The 18,096-nt window shown below is 72.4% G+C and carries 13 protein-coding genes and 2 tRNA genes; 10 read left to right on the forward strand and 5 right to left on the reverse strand.

All coding sequences use genetic code 11. From position 1 onward, the window contains the following. Window positions 1–218: 218 nt before the first annotated feature. From I6A81_RS01280 to I6A81_RS01305, 6 genes are all read left to right on the forward strand, one after another. Window positions 219–1,250, forward strand: a complete 1,032-nt coding sequence (locus tag I6A81_RS01280; protein WP_203006854.1) for a 3-isopropylmalate dehydrogenase — start codon at window positions 219–221, stop codon at window positions 1,248–1,250. A gap of 501 nt (window positions 1,251–1,751) precedes the next feature. Beyond that, on the forward strand, window positions 1,752–2,678 hold the full coding sequence (ilvE, locus tag I6A81_RS01285) for a branched-chain-amino-acid transaminase (RefSeq protein WP_203006853.1): 927 nt from the start codon (window positions 1,752–1,754) through the stop codon (window positions 2,676–2,678). A 635-nt stretch (window positions 2,679–3,313) separates the two neighbouring features. Continuing rightward, the gene (locus I6A81_RS01290; RefSeq protein ID WP_203006852.1) at window positions 3,314–3,700 is read left to right on the forward strand and encodes a CBS domain-containing protein; all 387 of its coding nucleotides are present in this window, start codon (window positions 3,314–3,316) and stop codon (window positions 3,698–3,700) included. 91 nt (window positions 3,701–3,791) lie between these two features. Then, window positions 3,792–4,514: a Crp/Fnr family transcriptional regulator gene (locus tag I6A81_RS01295; RefSeq protein WP_311445683.1), complete on the forward strand. Its 723-nt coding sequence runs from the start codon at window positions 3,792–3,794 to the stop codon at window positions 4,512–4,514. 625 nt (window positions 4,515–5,139) lie between these two features. After that, the gene (gene cimA / locus I6A81_RS01300; protein WP_203006851.1) at window positions 5,140–6,744 is read left to right on the forward strand and encodes a citramalate synthase; all 1,605 of its coding nucleotides are present in this window, start codon (window positions 5,140–5,142) and stop codon (window positions 6,742–6,744) included. Between the two features lie 329 nt (window positions 6,745–7,073). Then, window positions 7,074–7,832, forward strand: coding sequence for a hypothetical protein (locus tag I6A81_RS01305; protein WP_307874392.1), 759 nt, complete (start codon window positions 7,074–7,076; stop codon window positions 7,830–7,832). 68 nt (window positions 7,833–7,900) lie between these two features. Here the strand turns inward: I6A81_RS01305 and I6A81_RS01310 are convergent, their stop codons facing one another. Together I6A81_RS01310 and I6A81_RS01315 are read right to left on the reverse strand one after the other, a co-directional pair. Continuing rightward, entirely contained in the window at window positions 7,901–8,152 is a 252-nt protein-coding gene (locus I6A81_RS01310; RefSeq protein ID WP_203006850.1) for a hypothetical protein, read from the reverse strand. 341 nt (window positions 8,153–8,493) lie between these two features. Next, the gene (locus I6A81_RS01315) at window positions 8,494–9,273 is read right to left on the reverse strand and encodes a fumarylacetoacetate hydrolase family protein (RefSeq protein WP_203006849.1); all 780 of its coding nucleotides are present in this window, start codon (window positions 9,271–9,273) and stop codon (window positions 8,494–8,496) included. Between the two features lie 198 nt (window positions 9,274–9,471). Between I6A81_RS01315 and I6A81_RS01320 the strand changes: the two genes are divergently transcribed. Next, window positions 9,472–9,543 (forward strand) — tRNA-Gln (locus I6A81_RS01320). A 195-nt stretch (window positions 9,544–9,738) separates the two neighbouring features. Further along, a tRNA-Glu gene (locus I6A81_RS01325) sits at window positions 9,739–9,811 on the forward strand. 268 nt (window positions 9,812–10,079) lie between these two features. Here the strand turns inward: I6A81_RS01325 and I6A81_RS01330 are convergent. Next, window positions 10,080–10,424, reverse strand: a complete 345-nt coding sequence (locus I6A81_RS01330) for a hypothetical protein (RefSeq protein WP_203006848.1) — start codon at window positions 10,422–10,424, stop codon at window positions 10,080–10,082. A gap of 397 nt (window positions 10,425–10,821) precedes the next feature. Here I6A81_RS01330 and I6A81_RS01335 point away from each other — a divergent pair, with 397 nt between their 5' ends. After that, window positions 10,822–12,555 (forward strand): sensor histidine kinase, encoded by a 1,734-nt coding sequence (locus tag I6A81_RS01335; protein WP_407661227.1) that lies wholly within the window; start codon window positions 10,822–10,824, stop codon window positions 12,553–12,555. Between the two features lie 315 nt (window positions 12,556–12,870). Here I6A81_RS01335 and I6A81_RS01340 read toward each other — a convergent pair whose 3' ends face one another. Together I6A81_RS01340 and I6A81_RS01345 are read right to left on the reverse strand one after the other, a co-directional pair. After that, window positions 12,871–15,111 (reverse strand): serine/threonine protein kinase, encoded by a 2,241-nt coding sequence (locus I6A81_RS01340; RefSeq protein WP_203002138.1) that lies wholly within the window; start codon window positions 15,109–15,111, stop codon window positions 12,871–12,873. 295 nt (window positions 15,112–15,406) lie between these two features. Continuing rightward, a complete protein-coding gene (locus I6A81_RS01345; protein ID WP_203002137.1) occupies window positions 15,407–16,279 on the reverse strand; it encodes an IclR family transcriptional regulator in 873 nt (290 codons plus the stop codon). A 213-nt stretch (window positions 16,280–16,492) separates the two neighbouring features. Between I6A81_RS01345 and leuC the strand changes: the two genes are divergently transcribed. After that, window positions 16,493–17,890 carry a 3-isopropylmalate dehydratase large subunit gene (gene leuC / locus I6A81_RS01350; protein ID WP_203002136.1) on the forward strand — a complete coding sequence of 466 codons (1,398 nt, stop codon included), beginning with the start codon at window positions 16,493–16,495 and terminating at the stop codon, window positions 17,888–17,890. The last annotated feature ends 206 nt before the right edge of the window (window positions 17,891–18,096 follow it).

Consider the following 18,096-nt stretch of genomic DNA (forward strand, 5'->3'; position numbering starts at 1 on the left):
ACCGAACGGCGCGCAGGCGCGCCTGCGCGGAGTCCCCCTTGCGAGCGAAGCGAGGCAAGGGGGACGCAGCGGAGGTCGCCGGAGCGCACGTGAGCGGAGGAGGACGCGGCGCGGAGGTCCCTTGGGAGCGCAGCGAGGCAAGGGGCCGGAGCGCCGCGCCCGGACGGAGCGAACCAAGGAACAGAGCGCGTGCCGGCCGCCGGATAGGCTGACCGCTCATGAAGCTTGCGGTTATCGGTGGGGACGGGATCGGCCCGGAGGTGGTCGCGGAGGGCCTGCGGGTCCTGCGGGCCGTGCACGACAAGGTGGAGACCACCGAGTACGACCTGGGTGCGCGCCGCTGGCGGGAGACCGGCGAGACGCTGCCCGACTCGGTGCTCGACGAGCTGCGCGGGCACGACGCGATCCTGCTCGGCGCGGTCGGCGACCCCGGCGTCCCCAGCGGGGTGCTGGAGCGCGGCCTGCTGCTGCGCCTGCGGTTCGAGCTCGACCACCACGTCAACCTGCGGCCGGTGAAGCTCTACCCCGGCGTGACGTCGCCACTGGCCGGCGACCCGACCATCGACATGGTCGTCGTCAGGGAAGGCACCGAGGGCCCGTACGCGGGCGCCGGGGGTGTGCTGCGCAAGGGCACTCCGCAGGAGATCGCGACCGAGGAGAGCATCAACACCCGGTTCGGCGTCGAGCGGGTCGTGCGGGACGCGTTCCGGCGGGCCCAGCGCCGCCCGCGGCACAAGCTCACCCTCGTGCACAAGAACAACGTGCTGACGAAGGCCGGCGACCTGTGGTCGCGGACCGTGACCGAGGTCGCGGCCGAGTTCCCTGAGATCAGCGTGGACTACCAGCACGCCGACGCGGCCAGCATGTTCTTCATCACCGACCCGGGCCGGTTCGACGTGGTCGTCACCGACAACCTGTTCGGCGACATCATCACCGACATCGGCGCCGCGGTGACGGGCGGCATCGGGCTCGCCGCCAGCGGCAACCTCGACCCGTCCGGCGCGCATCCGAGCATGTTCGAGCCGGTCCACGGCAGCGCCCCGGACATCGCGGGCAAGGGCGTCGCCGACCCGACCGCCACGGTGGCGTCGGTCGCGATGCTGCTCGACCACCTGGGCCTGGCCACCGAGTCCGCCCGGGTCGAGAAGGCCGTCGCGGACTCGCTCGCCGCCCGGGCCGCGGCGCCAGCCCATCGCACGTCCACCCGCGAGGTCGGTGAGGACCTGGCCAGCCGCGCCGCCGCCGGCTGACCTGACCGTTTCGCCTCCCGCCGGCTCGCCGAGCCGGCGGGAGGCCACTGAGCCAGCTGGGCCGGTCCGCCCTCTTCGGGCGGCTTCCGGCGACGCCGATGTCTGCCCGAGAGGCGGCACCGGGCCTCCGATGTCGGGCTTCGCTCGACTGATGGCGATGTGTCCGCCGGTCACGGACGTGTTCGATGGACGTCCGATATTCGCGGCGGTTCCTCACCCCGTAACGAACGGCTATCCTCGATACAGCCGTAGATCCGGTACGACGGCAGCCGACAGGGCCTGACCACGGCGAAGTTCGGCCGTTACGTCACTTCTGGCGGGCCAACCGTGTTCGCTGACCCTTGGTCAGCCTCCCGGGTGGCACCGTCGGATGTCTGCCCGGGGGATGCAGGGCCCCCGCCGATTCGCTCGCGAATCGGCGGGGAAGGCACCCGGACCCTCGTGTCGAGCTTCGCTCGACCTATCGCGTTGCCAGTGGCCGCCCTTCGGAGGAGTACGCCTGTGCCTATCACCCCAACGTCGAAGATCTGGATGAACGGCGAGCTTGTGGACTGGGACGACGCTCGCGTCCACGTGCTCACGCCGACCCTGCACTACGGCTGGGGGGTGTTCGAGGGCATCCGTGCCTATGCCACGCCGCGCGGCAGCGCGGTCTTCCGGCTGACCGACCACATCGCGCGGCTGTACCGCAGCGCCAAGATCTACATGATGGAGCCGGAGCTCACCCAGGAGCAGTTCGTCCAGGCGACCAAGGACACCATCGCCGCGAACAACATCGAGTCCTGCTACATCCGGCCGCTGGTCTACCTCGGCTACGGCGAGATGGGCCTCAACCCGCTGCCGTCCCGGGTCGAGTCGCTGATCGCGGTCTGGCCGTGGGGCGCCTACCTGGGCGAGGAGGCGCTGGAGAAGGGCTGCCGGGTCATCATCTCCAGCTGGCGGCGTAACGACGTCAACATCACCCCGCCGGCCGCCAAGGCCACCGGCCAGTACCTGAACTCCTCGCTGGCCAAGGTCGCCGCGATCAAGGGTGGCTACGACGAGGCGATTCTCACGAGCCCGACCGGCCACATCGCGGACGGCTCCGGCGAGAACGTCTTCATCGTCGTCGGGCGTTCGCTGATCACCCCGCCGCTCACCGACGGCGCGCTCGGTGGCATCACCCGGGCCTCGGTGATGCAGATCGCGGGCGACCAGGGCTACGAGGTCGTCGAGAAGCACATCGTGCGTACCGACCTCTACCTGGCCGACGAGGCGTTCTTCACCGGCACCGCCGCGGAGATCGTCCCGATCGCCGAGGTCGACGACCGCGCGATCGGGACCGGTCGTCCCGGCCCGGTGACCCGCGAGATCGCCGAGATCTTCCACCAGGCGACCACTGGCCAGCTCGACCGCTACAAGGACTGGAACGAGCTGGTCAGCGAGTAGGCAGGGCACTCGGGGCTCCTGGCTACTCGCCACTACTCGCCGACCTCGGGCGCTGAGCGCCCTCCGGACCGGTGATCGGGCCGGTCCGGAGGTCGCGCCGGTCTGGAGGTCGGGCCGGCTCCTGGCCCGGGCCGGCGGGGGTGGGCGCGCCGGCGAGTTCGTGACGGCCTCCCCGATCCGCGTGCCCGATCCGCCGCACCGCACGCGCCCGATCTGCCGCACCACGCGCGCCCCTGGCCGGGATCCGGCCGGGGGCGCGTTCCGTTGGCGGCCCGGCGCCCTCCGCTCGATCTCGTCCGGGCCGGCCCACGCACCGATCCACGCGTACCCCCGCCGACCGCCGCGCACTGTCGACGATCATGAACCTTGGGGTGGCGGCCCAGGTCACCGGCGATCCGCCGACCCCCGAGTCGATGGCACTCCTGGGCATAGGCGGACATGCGCCGCCGCCGGTCCGTGAGCCCAACGTGGCACGGCCACTGTTGGGTCAATCTTGGGTCTGGTCAGATGCCGGTTCGCCGCTTACCTTGCCTGCATAGCCGTTTCACAAGCGCACAAGCGTCCGGGGTGGCGGGCCCGGGCGCCGTCGGCTGGCGGCTCTCGCTGGTCCTCGGGTTCCCCGTCGGGAGGTCATTATGCGGGTGTCGGACGGTATGAGCGCCCTGGTGTTGACGATCGGTCCAGGGCACACCCTGCGGCAGGCGGCGCGGCTGATGGCCGGACGCGGCGTCGGCGCGGCGGTCGTGCTCGACACCGACGGTGCGGGCTATGGCATTCTGACTGAGCGGGACATCCTGCGGGCGTTGGCCCAGGGCATGGATCCGGACGTGGAGGTCGCCGCCGACCACCTCACGCGCGACCTCGTGTTCGCCGATCCGGAATGGTCTCTTGACACGGCGGCCGACGCGATGTTGCGCGGTGGCTTCCGGCACCTGGTTGTCACCGAAGGTGGCAGCGTGGCCGGCATCTTGTCGATGCGGGACGTCGTTCGCTGCTGGAACCAGCAGCGGGTGAGCATCTGACAGCGGGACGTACTGGCTGGTCAGAGGCCGGGATTCGGGCATATCTGACCATGAGCGCGGTCAGATATCCGATTGCTCAGGTTCACGCGATGTGGGCCGCCTCAACCCGCTGAAAACCGCTAACGTCTCGCCCATGCTCGACGACGACGAGGCAGTCGCACTCCTGCGTGCGACCACGCTGCTCAAGGAGCTCGACGAGGAGGACCTGCGGCGCCTCGCCGCTCGCGCCGTGACGCGGCGGTACCGGCGGGGCCAGGTGGTCTTCACGGAGGGCGAGCCCGCGGACACCCTACTGGTGGTGGCCCAGGGCCGGTTGAAGGTACTCACCAAGGCCGATGACGGCCGTGACCATGTACTCAATATCCATGGCCCGCGCGAGACGATTGGCGAACTGAACATCGTCGAGCCGGGAACCAGGTCCGCGAGCGTCGAGGCGCTCGAGCCGAGCACCGCCCTGGTGCTCGACCGCACCGCGGTCTGGGAACTTGTCAAGGAGCGGCCGGCTGTCGCCGAGCAGCTCATCCGTGCCCTCGTCGCGCACGTGCGGCGGCTCACCGGCGCCAACGCGGACCTGGTCTTCCTCGATCTGCCCCGCCGGGTCGGCAAGCTGCTGCTGATGCGGACGCGCGAGGCCAACCGGCCGGTCATCGAGCTGGGGCTCACCCAGACCGAGATCGCCTCCCTGCTCGGCGGCTCGCGCCAGTCGGTCAACCAGGCGCTGCGCGAGTTCGAACGGCGTGGCTGGATCCTCTCCGAGGGCCAGACAATCACCATCCTTCAACTGGACCGCCTCCGCCGCTTTGCCGGCGACTAACCAGCGGTCCGCCGCTGGAACGGCTGGCCCGGGTGGTTCCACCACCCGGGCCAGAACCGTCTTCGGGGCCATGCTCCGGCCACGGAGGTCATTTCCGGTCAATTCGGACCGTTGCACCTCGGAATGCGAGGGCTCGGTAGGGCGCGAACGACGACGCGCGACGGGCACCCGGTCGGGCCCTCCTGGCGGCCGGCTGGGCGCGTGCCGCCGCGACGTGACCGACCCACGGCCGTCGCCGGGCGGGGCGTCGTCCCAGTGGGTGTCGTCCAGCGAGTGATGTCGTCCAGCGGGGCCGCATGGCCCGGCAGGCCCGGCAGGCCCGGCGTGGGCCGGGAGCTGGCCTTTCGACACGCGGTGGAGCGAGGCGACCTCGGCCACACTGGGCACATGTCAGCGGTGTTACGCCGTATGGTAGTCAGCCAGCGGTGAACCCGTCTTCGTCGCGCGTTCCGGCCACCTACCCTGTGGACCGGACGCGTGACGACCCGGGAGCGTGACCCGGCGGCAGGGGTCCCCGCATTGCGCCGAAGGTGACGTGCGGGGGAGGCGGTCCCGCGGGGCCACTGTCAGATCCTCCCTGCTGCCCCGGGCTCCCTCCTATCAGTGAGTACTGAGAGGCTTCGGCGTGCTGCCTTTTGATCCTGAGTCCCTGCACATCTACGACACGACTCTGCGGGACGGCACGCAGCAGGAGGGCCTCTCGCTCTCCGTGGCCGACAAGCTGGCGGTGGCCCGCCATCTCGACGACCTCGGGGTGGGTTTCATCGAGGGCGGCTGGCCGGGCTCCAACCCGAAGGACGCCGAGTTCTTCCGGCGCGCCCAGACCGAGCTGCACCTGCGGGGCGCGAAGCTCGCCGCGTTCGGCTCCACTCGCCGGGCGAGCAAGGCCGCGGCCGACGACCCACAGGTGGCGGCGTTGCGGGACGCCGGGACACCGGTCGTCTGCCTGGTCGCCAAGTCCGACCGCCGGCACGTGGAGCGGGCGTTGCGGACGACTCTCGCCGAGAACCTGGCGATGATCACCGACACGGTCGTCCACCTGCGCGCCGAGGGCAAGCGGGTCTTCGTCGACGCGGAGCACTTCTTCGACGGCCACCGTGCCGACACGGCCTACGCGCTCGAGGTCGTACGGGCCGCGGCCGAGGCGGGCGCCGAGGTGGTGGTGCTCTGCGACACCAACGGCGGCATGCTGCCCACCCAGATCGGCGACACCGTGCGGGCCGTGCTCGACGCCACCGGTGCCCGCCTGGGCATCCACTGCCACGACGACTCCGGCTGCGCCGTCGCGAACAGCCTGGTGGCCGTGCAGGCGGGCGTCACCCACGTGCAGGGCGCCGCCAACGGCTACGGCGAGCGCTGCGGCAACGCGAACCTGTTCACCGTCGTCGCCGGGCTCGAGACCAAGCTCGCGACGCCGGTGCTGCCGAGCGGTCGGCTGCGGGAGCTGGTCCGGGTCTCGCACGCGATCGACGAGATCACCAACTCGACCCCCGACTCCCACCGGCCGTACGTCGGGGCGAGCGCCTTCGCCCACAAGGGTGGCCTGCACGCCAGTGCGGTCAAGATCGACCCGGACATGTACCAGCACATCGACCCGGCACTGGTCGGCAACGACATGCGGATGCTGGTCTCCGAGCTCGCTGGTCGGGCCACCATCGAGCTCAAGGGCCGGGAGCTGGGCCTGGACCTCTCCGGCGAGAAGGAAGCCCTCGGCCGGATCGTCGAGCTCGTCAAGGAGCGGGAGGCGAACGGCTTCTCCTACGAGGCCGCCGAGGCGAGCTTCGAGCTGCTGCTGCGCGACGAGGTGTACGGGCCGGAGCGTTTCTTCACGCTGGACAGCTGGCGGGTCATCGTCGAGCAGCGGTCGGACGGCGAGGTCGTGAGTGAGGCGACCGTCAAGCTCACCACCCGCGGCGAACGCCATGTCTCCACGGCCGAGGGCAACGGCCCGGTCAACGCGCTCGACAAGGCGCTGCGTGAGGCGCTCGGGAAGGCCTACCCCGGCCTGGGAGACGTCGACCTGACCGACTTCAAGGTGCGGATCCTCGACGGCCGCGAGGGCTCCGGCGCGGTCACCCGGGTGCTCGTCGAGACCAGCGACGGCCAGTCGCGCTGGGACACGATCGGTGTCGACGAGAACATCATCACCGCCTCCTGGCAGGCGCTGCAGGACGCGGTGACCTACGGCCTGCGCCGCCAGGGCGAGCAGCCCGACCCCGAAGCCTCCTGACCGTCTCAGGGGTGGGGGACCGCGGCCCTGGCCACGGTGATCTTTGGCCGTGGTGATCCTGGGCCGTGGCGATCCTTGCCCGCGACCGCGTGGCGCCGCGGTGGCCGGGTGACGGACCGGCCCGGTGATCGTGATCGGCCGCCCCGCCAGGGTCTCCTGGTCGGCTCCCGTCCCACGGGGCCGGCCGCCGGCGGCCGTCGGCGTGAGATCGGTTCGAAGTCCGCGACGCGTGGGGTTACGGTCCGTTCATCCGTGACAACGCGGTGAGACGGGCTGGTCGAAGGCGCCGCGACAGTGTTCTGTCTTCGCGACACCGGAGGCCCACGTGGGTGGCGGCGGAGGTCGCGATGTTCCTGCAGGTGATCCAGGGAAGGGTGCCGGACCGGAGCGCGATGCGCGTCCAGCACGACCGGTGGCTCGCCGAGATCGGGTCGGACGCGCCAGGCTGGCTCGGTTCGACGGCCGGCGTCACCGAGGACGACCGGTTCGTGTGCCTGAGCCGGTTCAGCTCCGCCGAGGCGCTCGTCCGGCTCGGCGCGCGCACCGATCAGCGGGAATGGTGGGCTCGGACCGAGCGGCTCTTCCTCGGCCCGGTGGTGACGGCCGAGTTCCACGACGTCGAGATCATGCTGGAAGGCGGGGCCGACGACGCCAGCTTCGTGCAGGTGGTCCAGGGACGGGCCACTGACACGGCGCGGCTGGCCGTGCTCCAGAAGGAACTGCTGCGTCACCTGCCGGATGGCCGACCCGACATGATCGGCGGTCTGGCCGCGGTGGGGCCGGACGGCCGGTTCATGCGGGTGTTCTACTTCAGCGACGAGGAACTGGCCCGCGCCGGCGAGCACGGCGAGCCGCTCCCGGAGGTCGCCGAGATCGACTTCGACCTTCGTGAGCTGTCCGGCGAGCCGACCTACCACGACCTGCGGCACCCCTGGCTGGCGTCCCCGCCGCCGGCCGGGCCGGCCGCCGGCCGCGCGGGCGAGACCAGCGCGAGCGAGACCGGCGCGGGGGCCGCCAGGAGCGCGGCGAAGGCGGGGTCCGAGCCGTGGTCCCAGCCGGACCGCCGGGCGGCCGCGCGGCGCCGCTGACCTGGCCGGGACGACGACGAGGACCTGGCCGGGACGGCACCGGGGCCGGATGGCTACCGCCTCGGCGGTCAGTCCTCGGGGATCTCCTCCCACCACTGGCACCACCACGGGCCGCCGACGAGGATCCGCAGCTTCGGGTGCCAGCAGTACGAGATGTCCTTGTCTGTGTCGAGGTAGTACAGGCAGTTGTCGCACCGCTCGTCGCGGTTCGGCTTGCCGCGCAGGATCGCGTCCTCCGCGAGGTGGCCGAGCTTGACGCTGAGCTCCTCGTCGATCGGCTTGGGCTCGGGCGCGCCCACGTCGTAGGCGATCTCGGTCATGCCGCTCCATTCGTTTCGCTGGTCGTCGCTGGACCCCCACCAGCGGCCCGGTGACCTGAGCCCCGGACTTCTGCCTACCTACCCAGGTCCTTGCCGCCGGATCTGCTCAGAATTCTCTGCCACGCCCGCGCCGACCTGGTAGGCACCCGGCCCACAATCGGCTCACAGTGCCCAGCGTGCGCGGGCCGCCCGGGCCGGTCGCGTTCCGCGCATGTCGTGACGGACCCGCGCCGCCGCGTGCCCCGTGGGACTGGTCCAACCGGGAGCAGACACCGGGGCACTGGGCCCGATGAGGTCCTGACAGATCTGCCGTGGCGGGCCGTGGTGGCGCCGAGCCGCGGTCAGCGGGCGGTCACGGGGTTGGTGAGGGTGCCGATGCCGTCGACGGTGACGGCGACGGTCTGCCCGGGACGCATCGGGCCGACGCCGGCGGGGGTGCCGGTGAGCAGCACGTCGCCGGGCAGCAGGGTCATCGCCGCCGACATGTAGGCGATCAGCTTGGGAACGCTGTGGATGAGGGCGGCCGTCGTGCCGCGTTGACGGACCTCGCCGTCGAGCGTGGTGCGGATACCCGCGTCCGACGGGTCCAGGTCGGTCTCGATCCACGGACCGAGCGGGCAGAACGTGTCGTGGCCCTTCGCCCTGGTCCACTGGCCATCCGCGCTCTGCTGCTCGCGCATGGTGACGTCGTTCGCGCAGGTAAAGCCGAGTACCACCGACATCGCCCGTTCCTCGGGCACCTCCCGGCACAGCCGGCTGATGACGATCGCCAACTCGCCCTCGTAGTCCATCCGGCTGGTCGGATCGGGGTGCACGATCGGGTCGCCGGGGCCGGCGACGGCCGTCGATGGCTTGAGGAAGAGGATCGGGCGCTCCGGCGGGATGTCGCCGCCCATCTCCTTCACATGGTCGGCGTAGTTCTTGCCGACCGCGAGCACCTTGCTGGGCAGAACCGGCGCGAGCAGCCGTACCTCGCCCAGCGGGCGGCGGACCCCGGTGAACGTGAAGGGCCCGAAGGGATGGGGGGTCAGGGCGGCAACGGTCGCCTCGCCGCGCTCGACCGACCCCTCGACCACGCCGAAGGTCGGTTCCGCGCCGTCTGTGAACCTCGCGATACGCACCCAGCGACCGTACCGAGCCCCGCCCGGCCCTCCCCGCAAGGCCCGCCCGCCCCGGACGGGCCTGGCATGACCCGTGGGGCGAGCACCCTTCGAGGCATGAGCCGTGGTGCCCGACCACGGCACTTCCGATGGCTCGACCCGGGCGGCTTGCGTCCTCGCCGGATGCGGTACAGTAGGCAACGCCCGAGAGGGCACCCATGGGGTATGGGGTAATTGGCAGCCCAACGGATTCTGGCTCCGTTAGTCTAGGTTCGAGTCCTGGTACCCCAGCGGTCGTCTGTCGTTGGCCTCCAGCCAACTCCTCGGATGGCTGCGACGTCCACCCGCACCGAGCCTCGTTCGGTTCAGGGGGCGGAGTGGGAAGGCCTGGAAGGGCCTGAAAGCACCCGGCAGGATGTCGTGTATGGTGTGAATCGCCGCGGGAGAGACGCCCTCGGCGACCGCAGGACCTGTTTCACCTGTTCTGGCCCCGTCGTCTAGCGGCCTAGGACGCCGCCCTCTCAAGGCGGTAGCGCCGGTTCGAATCCGGTCGGGGCTACATTTTCACCTGTTCGCTCCCCTCCGGGGGAGCTTTCTGGTGGTCTGGATATTGGTCCGGGGGGCGACCCCCGGTGTCGGCCTTCGCCCGACCTAGGAGATAACCCGCTGGCTTGGGTAACAGCCAGCGGGCTTTTTGCTTTTGGTCCTAGGGAGCCGGCCCGCCTCCAGGAAAGACGACGCCCCGCCGACCAGGCTGTGGCCAGTCGGCGGGGACGTGTCGGTCGCGGGCCGCGGGGCTCAGGTCTTCTGAATCTCTTCGAAGGACCTCAGCGGACGACGGTGAGGCGGGGGAGGGCCGAAGGGTGGCGGGCCATGACGCAGGCGCGGCAGCGGCAGGAGGCCGGGCCGCCGTGGCCGTGGACGACCTCGGGGGCCACCGGCGTGGGCATCCCCGCCGAGTCGGCGACACCGACCTGCTGGGAGGTCAGCGAGGTCACCAGGCGTAGCCGCGGGCGGGTGGGCGCCGTCGCGGCGGGCACCGGCTCGAGAGCCGGGGCCGCCAGCGGCACCGGTACCGCGGCGACCTCCGGTGCCTCGACGCACGGCGTGATGGCCGGCAGAGACGACAGACGTGCCGGGGCAGACGCGACGGTCAGGGCGACTGAGGGCACGGTGTCCTCCTATTGGGCAACAACCTGGATGAGGCGGCTGGCTCATCCCGCCGTCGTGGATGGCCTGGGCTTGTGGCCCGGCCGTGGTCCGCGGACTGGCGGGATGCGGGGGCTTCCCCTGGGCCGCCTCCGCGGACCACACTGTCTCGGTGGTCGCCTTGCGGCGCCATGCTCCGTCTAGCCTGTTCCGGGCTGGTCCTGAGTGCCTAGTCAAAAGTGGACACTGTCGCCATGACACACCACCCTTGACAACCATGGCGGTTTTCCGGCGTCCGGGTAGAAACTTGCTCGGATGTCCGCCGCCGGTCCCCCCTTCGGAGAGCGGGCGCGTCGCCGGCATGAGCGCACGGCGCGCGTCGCGCGGGCGAGGCACGCGGGTACACGCGTTGATCGTTCGATGACGGAGCAGCGGGCGGACGAACGATCCGCCCCGTCGGAAAGGCGCCGGAACCGGGCCGGGGGCCGGATCGCCAGCTTCGTACCGCACGGGCACCGGCTGACGCTCGAGGACTGGTCGGCTCGCCACCGGCTTTTCAAGATTGTTCTGGCGCTGCACCTACCGGCGATCGTCTGCTACGCGCTGCTGCGCGACTTCAGCCTCACCCATGGCCTCGCGGCGGCGAGCCCCTCGCTGCTGCTCTTCTGCGCCGCGGCGCTGCCGGGTGCCCGGCGCGTGCGGGCGCTGGCCGCGAGCCTGGGGCTGCTGACCTGCTCGGTCGTGCTCGTCCACCTCTCGGACGGGCTCGGCCCGATGTACTTCCACTTTTTCGTCGTCGTCGCGCTGATCGCCCTCTACGAGGACTGGTCGGTCTATGCGCTGGCGATCGCGTTCGTCTTCGTCGCGAACCTGGCGCTGCGCTTCCTGGTCACCGCGGCCGCGCTGACCGACAACGAGCGGCACAGCGCGCTGGTGCTGGCCGCGCTGCACGCCGGCTTCATCGTCGCCCTCGCGGGCGCCCAGGTGCTCTTCTGGCACTACAACCAGCAGGAACGCCGCCGGACCGAACGCTATCGCCAGCAGCTCTACGAGGGCCAGCAGAGCCTGATGTCTCGGCTGGAGGAGACCGACCGGATCCGGAGTGACCTGGTCGCCACGGTGTCGCACGAGTTCCGCACCCCGCTGGCCGGCATCCGCGGCAATCTGCTGACGGTCCGCCGCCGCCGTCACCGGATGACCGACGCCCAGCTCGACGACCTGCTCGACTCGGCGCTGAACTCGTCCGAGCGGCTGTCCCGGCTGCTGGAGAACATGCTCACCGCCGCGACCGCCACCGGCATCGAGGACAACCCCGTCGCGGACCTGCCCGAGGTGGTCCTCAACGCGCTCGGCACGCTGCGCAACGCGTCGCTGGCGACCGCCGTGTCCGTCGACCTGCCGGACCACCTCCCGGTCCGCATGTCGAAGGAGGCGCTGCACCAGGTGGTCGCGAACCTGGTCGACAACGCCCTGGTGCACTCGTGGCCGGGCGCCCCGGTCCGGCTCATCGCCGGCCGGGTCGGCGACGAGGTCGTGCTCCGCGTCCGCAACCCCGGGCCGGACCTCGACAAGGAGACGATCGCCCGGCTGTTCGAGCCGTTCACCCAGCGGGACGGCTCGGCGACCAGGCCGACGGATGGCGCCGGCATGGGCCTCTACGTGGTGCGCCGGCTGGTCGAGGTGCACGGCGGCCGGCTGCGGATGACCTCCGACAACGGGGAGATCAACGTCGAGGTCGACCTGTGGGCAGCCGAGATCTCGCTGCCCACCGCCGACCCGACCCATCTGCCCCAGCTGCCCGACCTCCCCGCGCTGCGCGCGGAGGGCCTCGTCCACGACCCCCAGCCGGTCGTGCCGCTGCCCACGCCCCCGATGGGGGACCGCCGACCGCCGCGCCAGGACCGCCTCGACCGTCGCTATCTGGACGCCGACGACGGCAGGCTGACGCCGCTCGGCGACCACGGCGCGACCGGCCCCTCCGGTCGCAGGCAGGCGTCCGCCTGGCGTACCGACGACCCGTGGCGCGCCGACGGCTCCTGGCCCCAGGCCGACGGCTCCTGGCCGCGGGCAGACGGCCCCTGGCGCACCGAGCACGCCTCGCCGGCCGACGGCTCCTGGTCCGCCGACGACTTCCCGCTCGACCGCTCCGGCTGACCCGGGCACTCCGAGGCGACAGGCCGCGTGGACTCGCGGGCCACCGCGGGCCTCGTCAGGTCCAGGTTGGGCCGCTCGGCATCTCTCCGCCAGGGGATCGGCCATGCCTCCCACGCGCCCCGCTCACGGCTGGTGAGGGGCATCCTGTCCGCTGGCCGGCGGACCACAGGTTCGACAGGTTCGACGAGGGCCAGCCCGGAGACGGCGACAGCCCGTCCCGAACGTCGGGACGGGCTGTCGGACGCCGCCTGGCCAGTCCCGCAGCGAGCGGGACTGGCCACACGAACGGGACTGGCCAGGGGGCCCTGACCGTCGCTAGGACGCGGGCGGCGGCGTCGTCTCGGGCGGGGGCGGGGGCTTGCAGGTGTAGGTGAGGTAGATCCAGGTGCCCTTCGGCTGCCGTCCAGTGGGGCTCTGCGCGGTCACGTTGTTGTAGCCGTCGTTGCATGACCAGGGCACGCCAAAGGCCGCCTGCGCGCTGAAGCCGGCGTTGTTGATGGTGGTCATCGCCTGGTTGCCCGGTTGCCCGCGGACATCCGGCACCGTGGCGCAGTCCGTGGCGTAGTCCAACGACACCACGGTGGACAGATCCGCCCGCGTGCCACCTGACGGACTCTGCCCCTGCACCTGGTTGACGGCGGTGTCCTCGCTGTAGCACTTCGCGTTCGCGGACGGTTCGGGGAACCCCGCGTTCTGGATCCTGGACTTCGCCTGAGCCACGGTCATGTTCCGCACGTCGGGGACGACCGCGCTGGTCGGCGTCGTCGGCGCGGGGGTGGTGGTCGTCGGCGCGCTGCCGTCCGTGTTGCTGGCGGTGGCGCTCGGCCTCGTCGACGCCGAGGTTCCCGGCTTCGGGGTCGGGCTGACGGTGTACGTCTCGCCGGTGGTGGGGTTGGTCGTGACGTAGGCCTCGGTCGCCGACGGGTCGTAGGTGACCCCTGGGTCCGAGGACGACGTGGCGCCGTCGCTGGTGGTGGTCTGCGTGCCGGTCGAGTTGTTGGTCTCGTCGCCGCCGGCGGCGGCCAGGGCCCAGCCACCGGCGCCGGCGATGAGCGCGACGACGAGCGCGGCGCCGGCCGCGATCCGCATCCGCTGGCGCGAGTCCTGGACCGGCGGGCGCCCGCCACCGCCGCCGGGGGTCGGCACCACGGGGCGGGACGAGGGGACCAGCGTGTTGCGGTCCGAGCGGGTCGGCCCGGCCCGGCCCGGCACCCGGACCTCCTGCGCGCCGGTCGGCGGGTCCTCGTCGTCGTCCCAGTAGTCGTCGCGCGGGCCACCGGGACCGCCGATGGCTGGCGCCAGGCCGGTGGCGGCCTCGTCGTCCCAGCGCGGGCCGCCGCGCGGGCCGCCGGGGCCACCAGGGCCGTTGGGGCCGCCGACGACCGGCATCATGTTGGTGGCCGGGTCGTCGTCCCAGCGGTCGCCGTCGCGCGGCCCGCGGGCGGGGGGCACCAGGCCGGTCGCGGCGTCGTTCCAGTCCTCCGGGTAGCCGCCCCGGCCCGGGCCGTGCCCACCGCCGGGTCCGTAGCCGGCCTGGGCGTGGGCGGCCTGGGACTGGGCCGCCTTGGTCATGCCGACGGCGCCGGCGGCGCCGACACCCGCGCCCGCCATCGCGACCGAGCGCCGGTTGAGGTCGCCCAGGGTGTCGTTGGTGTCCTCCCGGCCGATCGGGTCCCGGTCCCAGGTGTCCTCGCCGCGGCGCCGGTCATGGTCCCGGTCGTCGTCGCGGTCCCGGTCGCGGTCGCGGCGCAGCGCGTCCTCGAGGGCGCGGGCGGCGTCGGCGGCGCTCGGCGGCCGACGGCTGGGCGACTTCTCGAGCATCGCCGACAGCACGTCCCACACCGGCCGGGACACGCCCTTGATCGGGAGCGGCTGCTCCTCGCGGTGTGCCCGCAGCAGGTCGGTGGGGTTCGCCTCGTCGAACGGCGGCACGCCGGACAGCAGCTCGTAGAGCACGATGCCGGCGGAGTAGATGTCGGCGGCGGGAGTCGGCGCCGCGCCGTCGCCCAGTTCGGGCGCCATGTAGAGCGGGGTGCCGATCGGGCCGGTCGCCGTCGCGCGGCCCCGGGAGAGGGAGTCGACCATCCGGGCGATGCCGAAGTCGGTCAGCCGCACCGCCGGGCCGCCCCGGCGCTCGTCGAGCAGGACGTTCTCCGGCTTGACGTCGCGGTGTACCACGCCCGCGCCGTGCACCGTGTCGAGCGCCCACAGCACGTCGATGACGATCCGCGCGGCTCGCTCGACCGGCAGCGGTGCCTCACGGCGCAGATACTCGCGCAGGTCGGTACCCTCGACCAGCTCCATGACGATGGCCAGCGCGTCCCGCTCGTTCACGAGGTCCAGGACGCGTACCAGGTCGGGGCTGTCGATGTCGTAGAGGATCTGCCACTCGCGCAGGAACCGGTCGACCACCACCGGGTCGTCGGCGAACTCCGGGCGCAGCATCTTCACCGCGACCTCGGCGCCGTCGTCGCGACGGCTGGCCCGCCACACTTCCCCGGTCGTGCCCTGCCCGAGCAGCTCGTGCAGGACGTACCGCGAGCCAAGTGTGCGCACTGCCAGACTCCACCCTCTTCACGCCACCCTGGACAGGAGGCGGGTATTGGCCATAACTGCGACGCCGCGGCGGGGCCCGCGACATGACAGTCCGGTCATGATCACGCCCGGGACCACCGCTCGACCCCCCGAACGGCGGCCCGTGTCCGTTCCAGGCGGCTCGCCCGCCGGCCCGGCTGGCCGGGCGGGGCGTCACCAGGGCCGACGCGCCGCCTGGCTGTGATCGCCTCGTGACGGCCGGCCCTGGCGTACCGGAATCGGGGCTACCGGTATCACCGAGAACGACACGAAAAGGCTACGCTCCCGGGCTCGCGGATAGCCCGCCGGGGGTAGCCACGTGTGACGCCGGTGGGTACCCGGCGATGAGGGACAACCTGTGCGCCGCTGCTGCGACAGTGGCACCGAACACTTCTCCCGGCGCGCGGGTGAGGCGCCCGTCCGGGCCGGACATCGACAGCGCGGCGATCACCTGCCCGCTGGCGTCGCGCACCGGCGCCGAGACCGAGGCGAGCCCGGCCTCCCGCTCGCCGGCGCTCTGCGCCCACCCCCGCGCGCGCACGTCCGCGAGAACCAGCTCGTCGAAGGCGGCCCCGGCGGGGATCCCCCCGCTGGGGTCCCCCTGCCCGGGTACCCGCGCGCCGTCCTCGGGGACGCCGGCGCCGGCGCCGTCCGCCTCGGCGAAGGCGAGCAGCACCTGGGCACCGGAGCCGGCCGTCATCGGCAGGGTCGCGCCGACGGGGACCGTGTCGCGCAGCCCGCTGCCGCTCTCGGCGGCGGCGACGCAGACCCGCTCCCTGCCACGGCGGACGTAGAGCTGGGTGCTCTCGCCGGTGGTGTCGCGCAGCTCGGCGAGCACCGCTGGGGCGGCCTGCAGCAGCCGCCACGGCAGCGGCCACAGCGCGGCGGCCGCCGACCCGGCGGCGAGCCGCGGGCCGGCCACGAACCGGCCGTCGCCGTCGCGGCCGACCAGCCGATGGGTCGCCAGCGCCACCGCGAGCCGATGGGCCGTCGCCCGGGACAGGCCCGTGCGGGCCACCAGCTCGCCCAGCGACGCCGGGCCCTCCTCGACGGCGGCGAGCACCAGCGCCGCCTTGTCCAGCACGCCGACCCCGCTGGTCGCCTCGGGGTCGCCGCCGCCCTGGCCCGGCGAGGGGTTACGCTGTTCCATACGTTGATACTGCCATCCCAACTTCTGGGACGGGCAGCGAAGTGGGCGGCTCCGAGGTGAGCCAGGCCACAGTCGCCGCCCGGCGGTGAGACACGCGAGAAGAAACTGAGCCTTTTCCATCGTCCCGCGAGCCGGGCCGGAGCCCGCGGGCTCCGGCGAGCAGGACTCCGGCGAGATGGCGAAGGCTCACCGTCCAGAGGAGGAGTGGGCCACATGGGGCGCACACTCGCGGAGAAGGTCTGGGACGCGCACGTGGTGCGCCGTGCCGACGGTGAGCCCGATCTGCTCTACATCGACCTGCACCTCGTGCACGAGGTCACCTCGCCGCAGGCGTTCGAGGCGCTGCGGCTGGCCGGCCGGCCCGTACGCCGCCCGGACCTGACCATCGCGACCGAGGACCACAACGTCCCGACCACCGACACGCTGCTGCCGATCGCGGACCCGGTCTCGCGCGCCCAGGTCGAGGCGCTGCGCAAGAACGCCGCCGACTTCGGGGTCCGGCTGCACCCGATGAACGACCCGGGCCAGGGCATCGTGCACGTCGTCGGGCCGCAGCTCGGGCTGACCCAGCCGGGCATGACGGTCGTCTGCGGCGACAGCCACACCGCCACCCACGGCGCGTTCGGCGCGCTCGCGTTCGGCATCGGCACCAGCCAGGTCGAGCACGTGCTGGCCACCCAGACGCTGCCGCAGGCCCGCCCGAAGACGATGGCGATCACCGTCGAGGGCGCGCTGCCGGCCGGCGTGAGCGCCAAGGACCTCATCCTGGCCGTCATCGCCAGGATCGGCACCGGCGGCGGGCAGGGCTACGTCCTGGAGTACCGGGGCGAGGCCGTCCGGGCGCTGTCGATGGAAGGCCGGATGACGGTCTGCAACATGTCCATCGAGGCCGGCGCCCGCGCCGGCATGATCGCGCCGGACGAGACCACCTTCGAGTACCTGAAGGGCCGTCCGCACGCCCCCACGGGCGCCGACTGGGACACCGCCGTCGCCTACTGGCGGACGCTGGCGACCGACGACGACGCGGTCTTCGACCACGAGGTCGTCATCGACGCCGCGAGCCTCACCCCGTTCGTCACCTGGGGGACCAACCCGGGCCAGGGCGCGCCGCTGGGCGCCACGGTGCCCGACCCGGCGTCGTTCCCCGACCCGGGGGAGCGGGCGGCCGCCGAGCGCGCGCTGGCCTACATGGGGCTGGCCGCCGGCACCCCGCTGCGCGACGTCGCCGTCGACACGGTCTTCATCGGCTCCTGCACCAACGGCCGGCTCTCGGACCTGCGGGCCGTCGCCGACATCCTGCGCGGCCGCAGGGTCGCCGACGGCCTGCGGGTGCTCGTCGTCCCGGGCTCCATGCAGGTCAAGGCGGACGCCGAGGCCGAGGGCCTCGACGAGGTGTTCCGCGCGGCGGGGGCGGAGTGGCGCAGCGCCGGCTGCTCGATGTGCCTCGGGATGAACCCGGACACGCTGCGGCCCGGCGAGCGCAGCGCGTCGACCTCGAACCGCAACTTCGAGGGCCGCCAGGGCCAGGGCGGGCGTACCCACCTGGTCTCGCCCGAGGTCGCCGCCGCGACCGCTCTGGTCGGCCGCCTCTCGGCACCGGCCGATCTGTGACATTGGTTCGCTTCGTCCGGGCGGCGCGCTCCGGCCCCTTGCTCGCTGTGTTTCCTGGTTCGCTCCGTCCGGGCGCGACGCTCCAGCCCCTTGCTCCGCTTCGCTCCGCAAGGGACCTCCGCGCCGCGTCCTCCTCCGCGAACGTGCGCTCCGGCGACCTCCGCTGCGGCCCCCCTACTTCGCTTCGCTCGTAGGAGGGCCTCCGC

The organism is Frankia nepalensis, assembly GCF_016786325.1.
Taxonomy (GTDB): domain Bacteria; phylum Actinomycetota; class Actinomycetes; order Frankiales; family Frankiaceae; genus Pseudofrankia; species Pseudofrankia nepalensis.